Source organism: Ureibacillus chungkukjangi, from assembly GCF_044795995.1.
Taxonomy (GTDB): domain Bacteria; phylum Bacillota; class Bacilli; order Bacillales_A; family Planococcaceae; genus Ureibacillus; species Ureibacillus chungkukjangi.
In genome coordinates this window covers 1680778-1699461 of sequence record NZ_CP085009.1, presented here as the reverse complement: position 1 = coordinate 1699461, position 18684 = coordinate 1680778, and the positions used below count along the sequence as shown (strand labels likewise).

The following is an 18684-nucleotide window of genomic DNA, read 5'->3' as shown; positions in this document are numbered from 1 at the left end:
ATTCAATTATAAAAGGACATATGTCTCGTTTTCAGAAAAAGATAAAAGCCTATCCCAAAATTCCTGGAATAAGCTCTTAGAATGTTAATCTTATGTATTCCTTACTGTAACTCTTTCCTCCCTATTCTCCTTGTTGTTCCATTCTACTTGTATTTCAAATGTACCTTCTTCAAAGAAAAGAGGAAATCTTCTACGTATCGATTCCTGCATCGGCAAATTGAGCGCATCCTCTAGATTTACCCAAACTAATTTACCTTCTGGTGGATTTTCAAGAAGCTCTCCCTCAAAATCCTTTGTTATGTAATTGAAAATCATATATCTAGCCATAGAATCGGGATTTACATATTCATATAATCCTTTATATACGAGATTTCTAACCTTTAGCCCGGTTTCCTCCTTCACCTCACGAATAGCACTTTCCACAATGCTTTCAGGAAATTCAACTTTACCTCCAGGTGGAATAAACCCCTTGAAATCATCATGCTGCCTATCTAAAAGCAACACCTTACCTTCCTTTTGAATCATACAAACTGTCCAAAGCTTATAATTTATCGAATTATTCATGACTTCCTCCAGTGTAATTAGCAATTTTAGCCCATATGAATGTCAGTGCCAAATTGAATCAAATCTAATTTTCTAGCTAAAGCTTGAGAGGCAAAATTGTCCCAAGATGTACTATATAAAGCGACTCTTCCTTGTCTTTGAACCTCAGCTGCCCATGCATTCGTCACTTCAATTCCATATCCTTTTCCTCGGTAATTTTCATTTGTAAAGACACTTGCTTCAGCAGCCTCTTCTGTTTGTCTTGCGCTACAGCAAATTGAAATCGGTTTGTTGTCTTTCATAACGACAAAGCAAGGCTTCTTATATTCAAAATCCTCAAACGTATATGGGAAGTAAGGCTTCAACAGCGCTTTGTTTTCGTGTTTCACTTGAATGATATTTGAAGAATTGCTTTCTTTGATGTCTGGAAAAACAAATGCAGGTCCCATCCAGAAATCATTAACTTGTCCAACTTCATTTAAAATCTTAATAACTTCTGCTAAATCAGTCCCTGCATTTTCCTCAAACACTTTTTCTAGCCTTTCAACAATGTTCTCATCAAGTAAACTGGAAAATCTTACTATATTTCTCAACCTAGTTGCCCCGATAAAAACTTTAGGCGCTAAATCAAATGGTGGTTCATTTACCCTAGTTATACGATTTTCAATATCATGCTGAAAAAGCACCTTGGCATGAATAGCCATCAATATGTCATCAGTTAGCATTTTCAAACCTCCGAAAGTATCAATAAACTTATTATTCGTGGTGACACTGCCCGTTCCCTGCTTAAAATTTCTTAGCACGAAAAAAAGCGTCATCCTTTTTGTAAGGACAACGCTCGCAATCTTTTTATAGCTGAATACTACTCACTTTATTTTTTCCATTAACTTTTGAATTGTATAATGCTTTATCAGCTTGGTCGATAATGTATTTAGGTTCCATATTATTATTAGGTATAACAGAAGAAACCCCAATACTAATCGTCACAAAATCAGAGATTTTTGACCCACTATGATCGATTTTTAAATCTTCCACTGCTCTTCGTAATTCCTCAGCTTTGGAAATCACTTTAGCGATATCTTGCTCTGATGTGATAATGACAAATTCTTCTCCTCCGTACCTTGCTGGAAGATCTGTAGGATGATCGAACAGGTTTAATACCGTATTTGATATTTGAATCAAGCATTCATCACCTAAAACATGGCCATACAAATCATTATATCTTTTAAAATAATCAATATTGAAGAAGATTAGATTTAAATTGTTCGATAAATTTAACTGACGCTCCCACTCTTCCTCAAGCTTCAGGTTAAAATATCGTCGATTATACAGACCAGTCAAACCATCTTTATTGGCTAAATTATCCATATACATTCGATTTACTTCTAATTGCATTCTCATTGAATTTACATTTGAGATTAAATCCGCGATTTCATCGTTTTTAAAATACTTTGGTGGTTCTTTTGTAAAAATATTATTGGAATAATCCTTAACACATTCACTTAGCTCTACAATAGGACGTGTTATTGAATTAAATTTTTTGAAAATATCGCTCCATAAAACACCGATTGTAAGGATGGTAAGTAAAGAACTTCCTATAAAGAAGCCGATTATTTTATTAATAAATTCTCGCTGTATTTCATTACTTTCCTTTTCAACAAGGTTATGTGAAACTCTATAGGATTCACGAAAAGAATCAAATGCAATTTTTCCTTTTTCTAAAGCCTGTTCGTCAAGGTATTCATATGACTTACTTGACTGAACCTGAGGAAGCCCAAATTGATTTGTCCAGGCTACTCCTTTTTCTATAGTATTTTGTACGTAGTTGTTAAAATTTGGATATTCAATTACTTGCTTTTGTAAATCAGATTGTTTAGATTTAAAAGCTTCAATCCCATTATAGAATGGTTCTAAAAACGCATCGTTACCAGTTAAATTAAATCCCCTTTGACCAGTTTCCTGATCTATTACAGCAATATAGAGAGCTGTTAAATCTTCGTCAATCTCATTGAGTTCAACCAGTCTTTCTTCATGCTCATCTATCTCCAAAACCAAATAAAATAACGAAATAAGGATCAATAGTATAAAAAGTATTGCCGCGATACCTGTTCTAAATAACAATTTTTGACCGAGACTACGCTGTGTATTTTTCATTTAATTTCTCATCCTCAATCACTATAAAAACACTTACTAAAGTTTATCTTATCAAGTTTAAGTAAGCAATAATAAAAGTACTCGAGAATATTAAATTCAATCCTGTAAATTTGATTTATGTACAGAAAGGGCGTAAACAAAATCGTTATGACTTTGTTTACGCCCAATGTATCTTATATGTAAGTGAAGCCGCCTTGCCGTAATTATTATAGAAAGTTTTTAACCACCACTCCTCAAAGTGGGTGTTTGCAAAAGATTTTCTGTGTATCATCATTCACCGCAGTGTGATGCTCGCCATGCCATCTTCGATCTAAAACTCCCTTTTACAGCTTAAAGGTTAAAACTTAATATTCTACGTACAACGCAGCTTTAATATTATATTAAGATAAACTTTTCGCCCGTACAAGTAAGTATATTAGAATAATTTTTTCAAGTTAAACTTTATAGAAAGAGAGGTTTTATTTGCTAATAGATTTATTTATTCCTTTGAGCTCTTTTCCCGTATTCAATTCCCACATTAAAGATTGCCGAAACCATTGCTATAAAGAAAATTGCTTGAACAACTAAGTTAGCAGTCCATATTTCTAAATAGTTCATAAAAACAAAAAGCATTAATAATATCGTAGTTAGTATATTCATCAAGAAACGAGCCTTCATAATCTACTCCTCTTCCATAAAGGTTTGTAAGTTTTTTTCTAAAACAATTTTATGCAAACCATTTTCATCAGTATACGTCTCAATAATTTCAAAGCCATTCTTAATATTTAGAATCAACATACCTCTCCATTTATTCATCGTTTTTGTCTGGACAATATAATAACCACTGTTTTTTAAATATCGATGCTGCATTTCCATTAAACTAGCGGCTATGCCTTGATTTCTATATAGAGGATTCACTCCACCTAACCAGCTATAAAACTTATCATTAGTAATCTCGTAGCCCATTTTGTAGCCCACTACCCTTTCCCCATCCCGAGCAGTTATGATTAATAGCTTTGATTTACTCGACATTTTATTAATCAAATCATCTGAATATCCGAAAATAGCACCATGTAGGTTTAATATTTCATTTAATATATTCTTATCTGGTATTGATTCAAAAATATTATATTCCATTAGTTATTCCCTTCTTTAAATGAGATTGAAATTGTTACTTAAGAAAGAAATTATCAACCTTTTGTAGAAAAACAATACATAGATTGATATAATACTTTTACAAAGGTAAGGGAGAGAGCTACTATGCAAAACGTATCCAAACGCACTATTCTGTGGATTGTCCCAATAGCTATTATAGCAATTTTTTGGTATTTTTATGGCCCACAGGAGGAAATTACAGATAATGAGTACATTACATATATAAAGGAATCGCCAATTCAGGAATCTGGTGCATCGTTTGATAGCGCGTTAACCACTACCTGTACCGATAATAAATGGGTGTATTTTAAAACTCAAAAGAATCATAATGTCGTTGAGTTTAAAGGAAAATGTGACATTGATAGTCAAGTGAATGATGTGAATTTGCAGTTTATCGTTGAAGATGACCAAAAAGGATTTGAAACCGGAGTTTTACTTCTAGATGGTAAACAGCAAACTGAAGATCAGCGTGATAAAGTTTTAAAATTAATAGTTTCTAAGTAAATGGTCGTTACCTTAAAGGCATAAAGCTTTTGAGGTAACTTTTTTATTCTCTTAAAATTCGGGTAAAAATTTGATATATTTTAATAAGATAAACATGTGAAAGTAGGAAATTTTATGAATGTTGCTTCTGTTGCGAAGATGTCTATCGCAATGGCGATTTTTGGATCTATTGGCTTTTTTACAATTCATACAGGGATTCCTGCTGTTGAACTTGTATTTGTACGCTGTATTTTTGCAACTCTATTTTTAAGTGGAATGTGGTATTTTACTGGTGGACACAAAACCGAAGCTTGGAGTAGACGCGAGGTGCTCCAAACCTGTCTTTGCGGCATTTTTCTTGTACTGAATTGGGTATTTTTATTTAAAGCGTTCGAGGAAATGTCCATCTCGATAACAATATCCATTTATAATTTAGCACCGATTTTTGTGTTAATCTTAGGAACTTTATTCTTAAAAGAAAAAATGACGCTTCAAGGAATTCTAGCTACAATTGTATGTTTCATCGGAAGTATTCTTATTGTAGGAATTGATAGCTTCCAATCTGTTGATCAGCTATTGAATTCAGGGTTTATTTGGGCATTACTTTCAGCTCTTTGCTATGCATTAACAATGATTACGAGTAAAACTATACAAAATCTATCACCCTATTCTATGACCTTTATTCAAACTGCTATTGGGATCGTGATGCTGTTACCATTTTGCGATTTTGCTGTGTTTAACGGTTTAACAACATCTAATTGGATTTACATTATTGGCACAGGCTTGATACATACAGGTTTTGTCTACTATTTATTCTTTGATAGTGTTCGAAGTTTACCTACATTTTTAGTATCTGTACTAACATTTGTCGATCCTGTTGTTGCGATTTTACTGGATATAATTATTCTGTCATTTACTCCAACATTGCTTCAAGCATTAGGTATTTTGTTAATCTTTGGTGGTATTTTATATACCATAAAACCAAGGAAAGAAAAGGCTCAGATATAGATTTAGCGACAAAGTCCTTTGATTTATGAAGGACTTTGTTTTCACATGTAATTTACATACCACTTAAAACAAAACTGTTTAATGACAAATCTTCTTCACTTGTTACATTCATCTGCTCATAGAAGCTTGTAACAAGGGTCTGTATCATAGGCGGTGCACTAGTAAAATCACTACGAATACTATTGGCATAGTTCTTCTCCCACTGTCCATCCTGTAAATAAGTTGCATCTACATTACCTTCTTTTATATTGTGAAAACCTGCCTTTTCAAGTAACTTTTGAATTTGCTTTTTATGAAACAGATTTTGTATATTGCCATCATTTTGTACAAAATTTGCGTGCAAGGCAAGAATGGAGGCTGCAAAAAAATGAGGACGCTGTGATAGATGAATAAAATCAAGATCCCACTCAGCAAGGCGAATGCTTTTTGCTATTTTACGTAGCTTGTGAAAATAAGCTAGTAAATCTTCTGGTCTTTTAAAATACCAGGAACAATGAGATAGCACAGCTACATCAAATATTTCACTTGATTCAAAGGTTTCTAAATCCGTTTCAAAATGGAATGTTATCCGTTCTCCCAATGCAGACTTCTTAATTGTATCTGTCGCTTCTCCTAATGTCCAAGGTGCCCCATAGTCTCTGCTTGCAATATCTATGGCGACAACTTTCCCTTCATTCCCTACTGCGTCAGCTAATGCTACGGTAGTATCCCCCTGTCCACAGCCAATTTCTAGAACTCTCATACCTTTTATAATCCAATGGCCTCTACTAATTCTAAGCGGTGTTGTAATTGAACCTGCTGTACCTCATCTGTTTCAAAGAGCTTATATTTAGATAAAAAGTTATTTGTATTACTACTTAATGCAACACTTGCCATAGTCCACCTCCAGAGTATTTAAGTCTCTTACTTTGTATTCTACTTAAAAGAGGTATTTCCCTTTACTTGAGAAAAGCCTAATTTCTCACTTGAAAAAGAGAAATTAGGCTTTAAACTTAAGATTTAAAATAGAAATTTTTAATTATTCTTTACTGAATCTAAAACAAAATCTGCTTTTTCTAAATCATGCTTCATTTGTTCATCTAAATCATATGCATGGTACATTTCTTTTTTAATCATATATTGAGCTATCTTATCATGCGTATCAATTGCAATATCCAATTCACGGCGCAACAGCTTTTTTAATGAAGGAGTTGCTGTTTCTGTAATAGCTACAGAAAGATTTCTTACTCCTGCTTTAGCCGATACAAGTAAATCAGTTGCAATTGCTAGGTCATCAATCATTGGCATTTCAAGCTGTTCGTTATTGGTTTCATCTGATTTTTTTGCTGCCATTTTATATTTCCTCCATTCTTTTTAGGCACTTGCATCAGCAAGTACTTTTCTTAATTCTTTAACCGCCTTTGTTGATAGTTCTAGGTCTTCCTGGATAATGTCTTTAAGCTCCTCATCTTGAACCATATCCACAAATAATTTACTTTTTGTTACACAGGCAGTTTTAAAAATTAAAACTTCATGTGCCTCTAATTGCTCGTGCAGTGCAAGTTTCTCAGTTGCCATTTCATTACCTCCTAGTTCGATTATGTACTACATTTACCCTGTAAAACTATTTTCAATCATAGATTTAGTAGTATCCACACAAAAAAACAGACAAAGAAAAGTCTCCTTTTCTTCGTCTGCTACACCTACATATTATCTCTCCGTCATTTGCTTCCAAACTGAGCCTTTTGCTTCTTCGCCTTGTTCGATACGGGCGATGGCCATTTTAACTTGGAGCTTTACTTCAAATTCTTTGTCATCTTCAGCATCGTGTAATGCTGGTAGACAGCTTTCTGTCCCTGTTTCAAATAGATACATTGCCGCACGCCAGCGAACAAGCTTATTTTTATCCTTTAGGGCTTCAATCATATATGGTTCAAATTCAACTAATCCTAAGTCACTCATGCAATCTCCTGCTGTACGGCGAACCGCTGAGCTTTTGTCTTTTAATGCACGAGCTAAATATGGAACAACCGCTACATCGTCAATCATGCCTAGGTATACTGTTGCTAAACGACGAATAGACATTTGATCGTCTTCTAATGCTTTTTCAAATAATGGCAGATCGTCTACCTCTGGATCTGGTAGCTGGTCTAATAATTGATAGCGTTTTTGCCAATCCTCTGCGGCTAAGTATTGCTCTAACGTTACTTTTTCTCTTTCTAGTGTAACTGTGTTTTTCTTACTGGCACCTTCTACAATTTGAGCGACGCGTTCTTCTGGATATGTCGCATTGAGTTCTTCAATAATCTCATTAGCGATATCTTCTTTTTCACCATATCGAACACCGAAATCTACCCACTTACGTTCAAGAAGGTAATTATCATCGAATTTGTCGACTTCGATTGATTGAAAGGCTTGTACGAAACGCTCCCCTGCTGAAACACGATGCTCAATCGCTGAATCAAATACTTTTACCTGAAGAGGCAGACCTCTAAACATTTGTACATGAACAAACACTTCTCCAAAATGATCGTCAGCTTGTACGTCTTCTTGGCTAGCAGCTTCACCTTTTTCGCCTAATGCTACTCGTACACTCGCTAAGATTGGCTCCCACTGAAACTTGGCATTTCGTTCAACTGCTAAAAAGTCAGCTACATGGTAAACTCCTTTAACTCCTTCGATTTCTAGGATAGCTTTGATTTGCTCAGAGGCACCCTCTGTTTTTTCCTTTGTGAAGTTAAAGGCCTTTCCAAATGGAAGCTCCTCGTCTACCACAATTTTCATCGAATTCGGACTTGGTGTTGGCTCGATTGTTACAATTTTCATAGTATCTCTCCTATCCATTGACGATGTCGTCTAAATACGTCCATCTTTCTATTAATTCTTCATAGTTTTTGTTTAGCTCATCTAGTTTTTCAGTTAACTGTTGAAGCTTTGTATAGTCTGCTCCTGCTGTAGCTATCCCTGCCTCAGTGGCTTCAATTTCCTCCTCCACTTTGGCGATCGTATCAGAAATTGTTTCCCATTCCTTTTGCTCTTTAAAGCTAAGCTTTTTCTTTTCTGTTTTAGCCTTTTGTGCTTTTGGCTTCTCCACTTTTACTTCTTTTGCTTCCTCTTTTTGAGACTGCTGTTGTTTCTCTAGATAATCGCTATATACATCAAGGCTCTCATTCACATTTCCTTGGCCATCTAATATCCATAGCTTTTTTGCGATTCGATCCAGGAAGAAACGATCATGGGAAATGGTCAGGATAACACCAGGGAAGTGCTCTATAAAGTCTTCCAGTACTCCTAATGTTTCAATATCTAAATCATTTGTTGGCTCATCCAATAATAAAACGTTTGGCTGCTCCATCAGTAATCGTAATAAGTGAAGTCTTTTTCGCTCCCCACCGGATAATTTTCCAATCGGTGTACCATGACTATGTAGTGGGAATAAAAATCTCTCAAGCATCTGTGCAGCAGAATAGCGAACCCCTTCTGCATCTGTTATGTCATTTGAAGCCTCGCGGATATATTCAATGATACGTTCGTTTTCATTCATCGCAGGAATCACTTGCTTGAAATGTGCTCTTTTTACGGTAGAACCAACAATCACTTCGCCTGAATCTGGCTCCAGCTCCCCAGCAAGTATGTTTAATAATGTAGACTTACCGTAACCATTGGCACCAATTATTCCAATACGGTCGCCCTGCTGTAATAAGAAGTTAAAGTCTTTTAGAATAACACGCTCGCTATAAGCTTTTGACAGTTGTTCGCCTTCAATAACCTTTTTCCCAAGTCTTGATGTGGCAAGAGACAATTCTAAGTTAGCATCTTTTGAGCCGCGCTCGATTTTGGAATCTAACTCATCAAAGCGATCGATTCTAGCTTTTTGCTTTGTTGTACGAGCTTTAGCACCACGACGAATCCATTTCAGCTCAGAACGATAACGATTTCGCAATTTGTCTTGCGTAGCTGCTTTCATTTCTTCACGCATTGCACGTGACTCAAGATAATCTGCGTAATTCCCTGTATGACGATAGAGCGTTTGATCGGCAAGCTCAAAGATATGTGTTGAAAGCTCGTCTAAGAAATAACGATCATGGGTAATGAAAATAACTGCCCCTTTTAAGCGCATCACCATTTCCTGTAGCCATTCAGTAGATTGCACATCCAAGTGGTTCGTAGGTTCATCCAGTAGGTAAAGATCTGCAGGTTCTATTAATACCTTGGCTAGTGCAACTCTTTTTTGCTGGCCACCTGATAGGCTTGTCACTTGGTGATCAAACATATCTATTCCTAATTTTGTCAGGGCTTGCTTTGCAAGAGCATTGACATCCCAAGCCTTATCATTATCCATTTGCTGCTGCAGACGGAATAATTTATTTTGCAATTCCTCTGACTCAGGATTTCTTGCTAGCTCTGTTAATGTATCTTCGTATTGTCTGTTTAGCTGAAGAATCGGTGAATCTCCCGAGAACACTGCCTGTAAAACAGTTTCTCCATCATTAAACCTAGGTTCTTGATGAAGATGGGAAATGCGATATTTGTTTGGATGATCCATTTCCACTGTATCTGCATCCTGTAGACCAGCTAAAATAGATAGCAATGTCGATTTCCCTGTTCCATTTATGCCGATTAAGCCAGCACGTTCACCCTCATAAATAGTAAACTCAATTTTTTCAAATAGCGTTTTATCGCCAACGGTTTTAGTTAAATTTGATACGATTAAATGACTCATAAAGTTCCTTCACTTTCCTTTTTTAGCTGCTGTAAATCTGGTATCTTGCAAAGATAAAACCTACAATTCACAACATCAACAATACCAAGCGTTTTATATAAATCTAATTATAAAGGATAATGAAAAATAAAGCATTAAAGCGGATTGGGTTTGATAAGTTCGAAGTAAAACATTAGCAAAAGAAAAGAACTATCCTTTAGTGGATAGTCCTTTCCCGCAATCTATTGTTCGTATGCCCAACCATCGTTATCACGATCATGTCTGCTTGCATATGCCGGATGAGTGGATTTGACCCCACTCGGATAAAATTGGCGAAGCATTGTACAGTTATCAAAGCTTGTTCGTGCTCCCGGTATTATATATGTCCCAGAATTCGCATCTCCAACAGGAGGCTTAGGTGTTGGTGTTTGACTTGAATTAGCATCTTTAAATCAACCATTTTACAATGAATCAACCATACATATTCGGTAATACCTCTTTAGGTATTGGATTCACGTATTGTCCCTTTGTTTGTTCACGTAATTCGTTTTTAGCCTGAACGATTAAATCAGGATTATCTAAAAGTTCGATAGCCGTTAATGCAAGCACTTTACTAGCATAGAGCATTCCCTTATGGGCTAGCGCAGTTCTTCCTTGCGATACAAGCTTCCAAGTATGCAGAGGTGTTCCTAGCACAAAGCATGTAGTAAAGAATTGTGATGTCGGTACAACCCAGCTCACATCAGCAACATCTGTTGATCCAGCCATTGTGATAGTTGATTTTTGATAAGGGATTACCTCGGGATAGAAGGTAGAGTCTTTTTCGATTAAATCCTCTACATGGCTATCTTCATTGATCGATTTGATTTCCTGTAGGGCACTTGTAAGCTCAGACGGCGTAATTGTTTTAGCCATTTTCTTTGCATAATCAAGCTCTTCCTCGCTATACGTTGGTAGTCCCACTAACTGTAATTTATCATATACAATTTTGTTGATTGTATCGTTTGCAATATAGTTGGAGCAGGCTTTGTCAAATTTCACTTTTACTTTTGTTTCTGTCATTAATGCAGCGCCCTCTGCAATTTTCAGAACACGTTTGTAGATATCATCAACTTCTTGAATCGTATTAGCTCTAATTAGATATAAAACCTCAGCATTTGCTTGCACGACATTCGGTGAAATCCCACCTGAATTCGTTACGGCATAATGCACTCTCGCATTACTTGAGATATGCTCTCGCAAGTAATTGACCCCAACATTCATTAATTCCACAGCGTCCAAAGCACTTCTTCCAAGATGAGGCGAATTAGCTGCATGGGAAGCAGTACCTTCAAATTCAAAATAAACTTGATAATTTGCTAATGAAGAATAATTAAACACACTTGTGAAGGAATTGGGATGCCAGGTTAACGCAACATCTACATTATTAAAAACACCTTCTCGAACCATGAATGTTTTGCCTGATCCACCCTCTTCAGCTGGACAACCAAAGTAATGAATCCTTCCCTCTACTTCACCCTTATCTATTAAATCCTTTAGAAGTCGAACTGTCCCAATGCCTGCAGTTCCTAATAGATTATGACCACAGCCATGACCATTGCCACCTTCAACAAGAGCTTCTCGAACATCGCTACCTGCTTTTTGACTCAGTCCAGGAAGAGCATCAAATTCTCCTAAAATTCCAATGATTGGACCCTTACTACCATATTTAGCAACAAAGGCAGTATCGATTCCACCAATGCCCATTTCAATTTCAAATCCATTTGCCACTAAATACGTCGTTAAAATTTTTGCTGACTCAACCTCTTGATATCTCGTCTCAGGAACATCCCAAATTCGATCAGCAAGATGAATAATCTCATCCTCATACTGCTTATATAAACTATCAATTTGTTCTAACTTACTAGCCATTTACTTTCAACTCCTCATATAGCTTGAAGGGAACATTCACCCATATTTCTAGAGCTGATAGCATATCCTCTTCTTCAATATCAAACTCCTCGTGATGATGTCCTGCTGCTAAATTTGTTCCAATAATAGAGTAGCAGGCTAAACCACCCTGCTTCTGCACTTTTTGCATTAGGAAGGTTGCATCCTCTGAGCCAGCTTTAAAGTCTCTATATTCAATAACTTCCTTTATTGAAGACTGATGTGTAGCTGTTTCCTTTAGAATTTTCGCTAATTGTTGATCTGATGGAATATTCAATGCATATCCAACCTTTTCTAGTTGAACTTCGACATCGTACATTGCCGCAACCCCATTGAATATTTGTTTAACCCGCTCTTCATAGAAGCTGTTGATGGCTGTTGTTTCACCACGTATTTCTAGCTGCATTTTGGCCAATGAAGGAATGATATTACGACCACTTCCGGCTTCTAATGTTCCAACATTTACACGGGCTACTCCTTCACTATGCGGAGGTAAGCTGTGTAGGGCAAGAGCAGCTTGGGCACTTGCTAAAAGCGCATTTTTTCCTTGTTCAGCATTAATGCCAGAATGGGCGGCAACCCCTTTAATCGTTACATCAAATTTAGTTGTGGCCAAGAATCCATCAACCCCTGCGACAAAGGTTCCTTTTGGAATACCCGTACCAATATGAAGGGCGCATAAGTAATCTATCTTGTCTAATAGAGGAGATGCAACAATGGCACTTCCTCCCCTTACGCCTTCTTCTGCTGGCTGGAAAATGATTATAATCTTTCCACAGAGCTTATCTTTTACTTTCATGAGCTGCTCAGCCAAACCTAACCCGATCGTAGCGTGACTATCATGACCACAGGCATGCATAAAACCATCATTTTGAGAACGGAAATTTAATTGCTGAGGTACATGTTTTTCTTCGGACGATTCCAGTATTGGTAGTGCATCAATATCAACTCGATAAGCAATAGTTGGACCTTGAATACCTGTATCCAAAACAGCAATTACGCCTGTTTTTCCTGCTTCCATTTTCTCTAGCCATTTGCTTGATATATCACTCTCAATTGCCTTTTTATAGAAAGCATCTGCTAAGACTTTATCCGGAACACCCATTGAGTCGCCATGCACAATTTCTTTGCCTACATATACCTCATAACCCCAAGCTTCAAGGTTTTCAGCTAAAATAGCAGAGGTACGAAACTCAAGCCAGCCTGGTTCTGGAAATTTATGAAAATCTCTTCTCCATTCTCTTAAAACCTGTAAATAATCCTTTTCTACAGTTAAAAAGTTCATCTAAGACATCTCCTATTTTAATAAGTAGTGAATACCTGGACCAATCGGAATATTAAATAGTACAAACACAAGCATTAATAGAATCCAAGAAATTAAGAATACAATTGTATATGGAATCATCAATGACATCAGTGTCCCAATGCCCGCTTTTTTGTTGTAAACAAGCATGAAGCCCAGGATGATGGCGAAATATTGATTTAACGGCGTAACCATATTTGTTGAAGATTCCCCAACACGATATGCTAATTGAATAAATGCCGGATGGTACCCTAGCAGCATAAATGTCGGTACAAAAATAGGTGCAACAAGAGACCACAGTGCAGATCCACTGATTATAAATAAACTTAAAATAGCTACTAGCAATACAAATAAAACAACCGCAAAGACATTTGTTAGTTTAATGGCTGTTAATATATCTGCTAAATGTACTGCCATCCAAGTAGCAATATTTGTCCAGTTAAAATATCCGATAAACTGACCAATAATGAAGATCAATACAATATAGCTCGATAAATCACGAATAGCCTCAGCCATAATATTTGGAACGTCAGCTACCTGAGTAATTTTCTTGACCGAAACACCATATGTAATCCCTACTACTAAAAAGAAAGCAAATAGAATCGGTACTATACCAGATAAAAATGGTGAACGTAAAATTGTCCCATCGTCATTAAGTAGAGGAGAATTTGGAATAAACATTAGAACAAGTATCGCACCGACAAAGAGGATTGTTGCAATACCAGTATTACGTAAAGCACGGTTCTCTAAAGGTGTTAGTTCATGTAAATCTGCCTTCTTCTCACCGTTATATGGTCCTAATCGCGGTTCTACGATTTTGTCGGTGACAAGTGCTCCTAGAAATGCTAGTAAAAACGTTGAAGCACTCATAAAGAACCAGTTATCTAATGGTGACACAATCATTGTTTCATCAATTGTTTTGGCAATTTCCGTTGTTATTCCAGATAATAACGCATCTGTACCTGCTACTAGAATATTAGCTGTAAAGCCTATACCAGCACCAGCTAGTCCAGCAGCTAAACCGGCAAGAGGATGTCTGCCCAAGGATAGAAATACTAATGCTGCTAAAGGAGGAATAACTACAAAAGCTGCATCTGAAGCAATATTTCCTAAAATTCCAATGAAAACGACCATAAATGTAACGATGCGTTTAGGTGTTTTAACAATCGCCTTTGTCATTAAAGCCGAAAACAGTCCTACCTTTTCAGATAAACCAATACCTAGCATCATTGTTAGTACTAAGCCTAATGGTGCAAAGCCAGTAAAGTTTGTCAAAGTATTAGCCAAAATGTAGCGAATACCATCTTTTGAAAGTAAATTATTAACTGTTACTGTTTCTCCTGTATTAGGATGAATAACAGAAGCTTGCATAGTACCTAAAATAAATGAAATTACTACCAAAATCAGTGTAAGATACAAAAAGAGCATAAATGGATGTGGCAGCTTATTACCGATTTTTTCAACGGTATTTAGAAATTTGTTGAAAGCTCCATTGTTTTCAACTTCAATTTCAGGATTATTTTTCATAATCTATATTTCCCCCTTTATTATTTTCGGACAATTTATTACAATGTCTTAAAATAAATATTAAAAAATTAAGAAAATTTACACAATGGTAAATAAGGAGGGTTTTATATGTATAAAATTTGCGTCTTTTCAACTAATCTATCTTTTCAATGGGTAAAAAACTGTGAAAATATTAAAATTGATAATATTAATCTGCAAATCTTCATTTATGAGGACCTAAGACATTTAGAGAAACTATTTCTAGAAAATATAAAAACCTATGATGGTGTTATATTCAGTGGACAGATTCCTTACCTACATATTCAAAAACATTTAAGTGAATATTTCACGTCAATTCCTTGTGCTTTTTTTGATATTACCGAACGAGATTTTTACTATAAAATAGCAGAGCTACAATATAAGCACCCAGATTTTTCGTTCAAGCATTGCATGATTGACTTTCTTTATAAAGAAAATAACTATTTAAGCCTGGAAGAGCTGCTTTTACCAGAGGATTTTCCCCATCTCCTAAGTGAGAGCATTGAAGTTTTTGGACTACCAAATGCTTATGACGTTGTCTATAATGCCCATGCAAAGCTATGGAAGGAGCAAAAAATTCGGTTCTCACTTACTCGTTTAACAAATTTGTATACGTATTTTGAAGATGAAACTATTCAGCCTATACTAGTCACCCCTACTGTAGACAGCATGGAGATTACCATTTTAGAGGTAATGAAGGAGATTGAAGTGGCTAACCTATTAAATAGCCAGGCTGTTGCTGGTTATCTTGAATTTTCGATGTCTCAAAATGATCCAGCTGAAATTGAATATCGACAAATTGCCCTTTATAAATCAATTTTAGATTTTAACCGAAAGCTAGGGACATCGTTAATAACATATAGAAGTGCTATTCACTACGAATTAATAACGAATTATAGTGATTTTCTGATGATTACTAATAACCAAGAAAAGTGTTCTTTAGTTGAGTTTTTAAGGGATGAGCTTTCTTTTAAGGTGAAAATTGGATGGGGTATCGGAAAAACATTACAGGAGGCTAGGTTTCAGGCAGAGAAGGCTGCAGCCTACTGTACAGGCTCTTTAACAGAATCCTATATTCTTACAAAGGAAAATCACTTAATTGGGCCACTGGATGGTAATTCTTCTATTTCGTTAAAAGAATATCAAAATGATAAGCTGATAACGATTGCTAATGAAACGAATATTTCCTTGCTTCATTTACAGAAGATTTATGGGTTAATATACAAACTAAAAAAGGATACATTAACCGCCGAGGAGCTAAGTATTCACCTATCAATATCTGTACGTACCGCTAGCAGAATACTAAAACGATTAGAAGAATTTAATTATGCCTCCTCCCTCCTAAACAAAGTGACAAAAGCTAAAGGTCGTCCAAGTAAATCCTACAAATTAGAACTCTAATATTAGTAAGAGCTAGGTAACATCGATTTGGTAACTCAGTAAAACAATAAACCCTAAACAAAGAAGATTTTCGCTTTCTGTTTAGGGTTTTTTAATATTATGTAAATCGTACTTTGTTAATGTGTTTTTTGTAAGAAAACTTTTATATTTTGTTATTCTATGCTCTGCCTTCTCTTTCATCCTTCAGTTGCTCTAAAAATCCTATCATGAATGTGTGACGTTGCTCAGCCATTTCCTTCCCTTTTTCAGTTGTCATTAAATTCTTTAATAATAGAAGCTTTTCATAGAAATGCGTCACAGAAGCTGTACTTTTCGAACGGTAATCATCTTCAGACATTTCAAATCTTACTTCCTCATTATCATCATAGAGCTTACGACCCTTAGCCCCACCATAAGCAAATGTACGAGCGATACCTACCGCACCGATGGCATCCAAACGATCGGCATCACGAACAATTTTCGCTTCAATCGATTTAGCTGCCACTTCATTTCCTCCGTTGAACGACACACTTTCAATAATCTCCTTGATATGCTGCTTTTGATTAGCTGAAAGGTTTAACGAGTTAAGTAGCGTCTCTTCATTTTCCTTAGAATCAGTATATTTTTTATCGCTTACATCATGTAAAAGTACCGCAATTCGAACAATTTCCGGATCTGCTTTTGGCTCTGTTTCTAAAATACTCTCTCCATTTTGAAGAACCCTTTCAATATGCTGAAAATCATGACTCGCATCAAACTGATCATAGATTTTCTGTACTGCTTCTTTAAGTTGATTAATCATATTCATCACTCCTATTTCTTCTATTATAAATAGATTGAATTGAAGTTGCGAGTTTTGGGTTTGCTTGCGAGCTTCGTGCATTTACGTGCGAGTGTTTGGGAATTACTTGCGACTTTCACAACTTTACTTGCGACTTCACTACACTTACTTACGACTCGCCAGTTTACTTTCCAAAACTATTTCATCTGAACGAGTATTATATTGGGACGAGCCACAATATGATAGTAAAAAGGAGTTTTAAAGGGGAGATTATGTATGTATAAGAATGAAGTTGGTGGATTTGTGCTGAGGCTTGTTTTAGGTGGGATTTTTTTAATCCACGGCATTGTGAAATTTAAGGAAGGTATCTCTGAAACCATTACTAGATTTCATGAATATGGAATACCCTACGCAGAAATCGTAGGATTTGGGGTAGCCGGCATAGAAGTGCTCGGTGGCTTCTTTTTGATAATCGGCTTTTCGGTTCGATTTGTTTCCTTCCTATTAATTTCTGTCATGGCGGGGGCAATTGTATTTGTTCACTTTGAAGATGGCTTTTTAAATGGCTATGAATTTAATGTCGCATTAATTGCAATGGCACTTTACTTACTATTTGCGGGAAGTAATATGATGTCACTGGATCAGCTATTTAATGCAAGTGAAAAGAGCTCGAAAGGGAAAATTCAATTCCGCGGCTAATATAAATTGGAGAATTAGCCGTCCGAATTGTACCGACATAAAGAATGCGACCTCGCAACCAAATACTACAAACAAAAAACTGCAGCTCTAATTGTATGGAACCAATTAAAACTGCAGTTCTTTCATTATTTTACTAGCTCTAATTCAACAGGAACAAATTCCTCTACCGTTTCACCATTTAAATAGGCAACAGCTGTATCGATTGCTGCTTTCCCGATTTCATCTGGCTTTTGAGCAACTGTTGCTGCTAGTTTGCCTTCTTCTACCTTAGCTAAGGCATCGTCGGTTGCATCAAAACCAATGACCTCAATATTCTTACCGCTAGCTTCGATTGCTTCTAACGCACCTAACGCCATTTCGTCATTTTGAGCAAATACACCTTGAATTTGTGGATTGGCCTGAAGCATATTTTCCATTACTGTTAAGCCTTCTCCTCGGTCAAAGTTTGCTGTTAAGCTTGAAACGATTTCCACTTTGCCATCGACCGCCGTCAAGAAGCCTTCCCCACGATCACGTGCTGCTGAGGAACCTGCAACCCCTTCTAGCATTGCCACTTTAGCACCTTCACCTACTAATTCAAGTAGATATTCTCCAGCTAAAACGCCACCTGCTACATTATCTGAAGCAATATGTGAGACTACTTCACCACTTTCAGCAGAACGGTCAACTGTAATGACAGGAATCCCAGCTGAGTTTGCCGCCTCAACGGCAGAACCAACTGCTGAAGAGTCTACAGGATTTATAAGAATCAAATCGACACCCTGTTGGATTAAATCCTCTATGTCAGAGGCTTGTTTTGATGCATCATCCTGGGCATCTACGATTGAAATCCCAACACCCTGCTCCTGTGCATTCGCTTTTGCACCCTCACTTAATGTTACAAAGAATGGATTATTTAATGTAGAAATCGAAAAACCAATTTTAAATGACACTTTTTCATTTGCAGCATCATCCTTTGCATTTTCTAAAAATGGAGATTCCATAGAACATGCGGAAAGGACTAACGCGACAAGTGCAACAAATAATATCGTAAGCTTTTTCATG

The 18684-nt window shown here is 36.4% G+C and carries 21 protein-coding genes and 1 other RNA gene; 4 read left to right on the top strand and 18 right to left on the bottom strand.

From position 1 onward, the window contains the following. Positions 1-90: 90 nt before the first annotated feature. The 6 genes from LG296_RS08310 to LG296_RS08285 all read right to left on the bottom strand — a co-directional run bounded on the left by LG296_RS08310 (position 91) and on the right by LG296_RS08285 (position 3813). Entirely contained in the window at positions 91-564 is a 474-nt protein-coding gene (locus LG296_RS08310) for an 8-oxo-dGTP diphosphatase (RefSeq protein ID WP_251397994.1), read from the bottom strand. A 26-nt stretch (positions 565-590) separates the two neighbouring features. After that, positions 591-1268: a GNAT family N-acetyltransferase gene (locus LG296_RS08305; protein WP_404427929.1), complete on the bottom strand. Its 678-nt coding sequence runs from the start codon at positions 1266-1268 to the stop codon at positions 591-593. Between the two features lie 124 nt (positions 1269-1392). Beyond that, positions 1393-2697, bottom strand: a complete 1305-nt coding sequence (locus LG296_RS08300) for a diguanylate cyclase domain-containing protein (protein WP_404427928.1) — start codon at positions 2695-2697, stop codon at positions 1393-1395. A 182-nt stretch (positions 2698-2879) separates the two neighbouring features. Beyond that, a non-coding RNA gene (gene ssrS / locus LG296_RS08295) (6S RNA) lies at positions 2880-3070 on the bottom strand. 101 nt (positions 3071-3171) lie between these two features. Further along, positions 3172-3354, bottom strand: coding sequence for a hypothetical protein (locus LG296_RS08290; RefSeq protein ID WP_404427927.1), 183 nt, complete (start codon positions 3352-3354; stop codon positions 3172-3174). A gap of 3 nt (positions 3355-3357) precedes the next feature. Beyond that, positions 3358-3813 carry a GNAT family N-acetyltransferase gene (locus tag LG296_RS08285; protein ID WP_404427926.1) on the bottom strand — a complete coding sequence of 152 codons (456 nt, stop codon included), beginning with the start codon at positions 3811-3813 and terminating at the stop codon, positions 3358-3360. Between the two features lie 123 nt (positions 3814-3936). Here LG296_RS08285 and LG296_RS08280 point away from each other — a divergent pair, with 123 nt between their 5' ends. Together LG296_RS08280 and LG296_RS08275 are read left to right on the top strand one after the other, a co-directional pair. Further along, positions 3937-4335, top strand: a complete 399-nt coding sequence (locus LG296_RS08280) for a glucosamine 6-phosphate synthetase (protein ID WP_404427925.1) — start codon at positions 3937-3939, stop codon at positions 4333-4335. Between the two features lie 114 nt (positions 4336-4449). Further along, complete coding sequence (locus tag LG296_RS08275; RefSeq protein ID WP_404427924.1) at positions 4450-5322, top strand: DMT family transporter; 873 nt, start codon at positions 4450-4452, stop codon at positions 5320-5322. A 52-nt stretch (positions 5323-5374) separates the two neighbouring features. Here the strand turns inward: LG296_RS08275 and LG296_RS08270 are convergent, their stop codons facing one another. The 10 genes from LG296_RS08270 to LG296_RS08225 all read right to left on the bottom strand — a co-directional run bounded on the left by LG296_RS08270 (position 5375) and on the right by LG296_RS08225 (position 14762). After that, positions 5375-6064 (bottom strand): class I SAM-dependent methyltransferase, encoded by a 690-nt coding sequence (locus LG296_RS08270; RefSeq protein ID WP_404427923.1) that lies wholly within the window; start codon positions 6062-6064, stop codon positions 5375-5377. 5 nt (positions 6065-6069) lie between these two features. After that, on the bottom strand, positions 6070-6198 hold the full coding sequence (locus LG296_RS08265) for a hypothetical protein (protein ID WP_404427922.1): 129 nt from the start codon (positions 6196-6198) through the stop codon (positions 6070-6072). A gap of 138 nt (positions 6199-6336) precedes the next feature. Continuing rightward, on the bottom strand, positions 6337-6654 hold the full coding sequence (locus LG296_RS08260; RefSeq protein WP_251398005.1) for a spore coat protein: 318 nt from the start codon (positions 6652-6654) through the stop codon (positions 6337-6339). A 21-nt stretch (positions 6655-6675) separates the two neighbouring features. After that, positions 6676-6879 (bottom strand): spore coat protein, encoded by a 204-nt coding sequence (locus LG296_RS08255; RefSeq protein WP_107934464.1) that lies wholly within the window; start codon positions 6877-6879, stop codon positions 6676-6678. Positions 6880-7011: 132 nt separating this feature from the next. Further along, a complete protein-coding gene (locus tag LG296_RS08250) occupies positions 7012-8127 on the bottom strand; it encodes a conserved virulence factor C family protein (protein ID WP_251398007.1) in 1116 nt (371 codons plus the stop codon). 10 nt (positions 8128-8137) lie between these two features. Next, entirely contained in the window at positions 8138-10024 is a 1887-nt protein-coding gene (locus LG296_RS08245) for an ABC-F family ATP-binding cassette domain-containing protein (RefSeq protein ID WP_404427921.1), read from the bottom strand. A gap of 221 nt (positions 10025-10245) precedes the next feature. Then, a complete protein-coding gene (locus LG296_RS08240) occupies positions 10246-10380 on the bottom strand; it encodes an excalibur calcium-binding domain-containing protein (protein WP_404427981.1) in 135 nt (44 codons plus the stop codon). A 94-nt stretch (positions 10381-10474) separates the two neighbouring features. Then, positions 10475-11914 (bottom strand): M20 family metallopeptidase, encoded by a 1440-nt coding sequence (locus LG296_RS08235; protein WP_404427920.1) that lies wholly within the window; start codon positions 11912-11914, stop codon positions 10475-10477. After that, positions 11907-13217, bottom strand: coding sequence for an amidohydrolase (locus LG296_RS08230; protein ID WP_404427919.1), 1311 nt, complete (start codon positions 13215-13217; stop codon positions 11907-11909). The genes LG296_RS08235 and LG296_RS08230 overlap by 8 nt, the downstream gene beginning before the upstream one ends. Before the next feature lie 12 nt (positions 13218-13229). Beyond that, a complete protein-coding gene (locus LG296_RS08225; RefSeq protein ID WP_404427918.1) occupies positions 13230-14762 on the bottom strand; it encodes an AbgT family transporter in 1533 nt (510 codons plus the stop codon). 108 nt (positions 14763-14870) lie between these two features. Here LG296_RS08225 and LG296_RS08220 point away from each other — a divergent pair, with 108 nt between their 5' ends. After that, positions 14871-16181 (top strand): hypothetical protein, encoded by a 1311-nt coding sequence (locus tag LG296_RS08220; RefSeq protein WP_404427917.1) that lies wholly within the window; start codon positions 14871-14873, stop codon positions 16179-16181. A gap of 157 nt (positions 16182-16338) precedes the next feature. Here LG296_RS08220 and LG296_RS08215 read toward each other — a convergent pair whose 3' ends face one another. Continuing rightward, entirely contained in the window at positions 16339-16968 is a 630-nt protein-coding gene (locus LG296_RS08215) for an HD domain-containing protein (protein WP_404427916.1), read from the bottom strand. A gap of 249 nt (positions 16969-17217) precedes the next feature. Between LG296_RS08215 and LG296_RS08210 the strand changes: the two genes are divergently transcribed. Then, complete coding sequence (locus tag LG296_RS08210; protein ID WP_404427915.1) at positions 17218-17640, top strand: DoxX family protein; 423 nt, start codon at positions 17218-17220, stop codon at positions 17638-17640. Between the two features lie 125 nt (positions 17641-17765). On the opposite strand, the gene rbsB is transcribed toward LG296_RS08210, so the two are convergent. Then, on the bottom strand, positions 17766-18683 hold the full coding sequence (rbsB, locus tag LG296_RS08205) for a ribose ABC transporter substrate-binding protein RbsB (protein WP_404427914.1): 918 nt from the start codon (positions 18681-18683) through the stop codon (positions 17766-17768). Position 18684 lies beyond the last annotated feature (1 nt).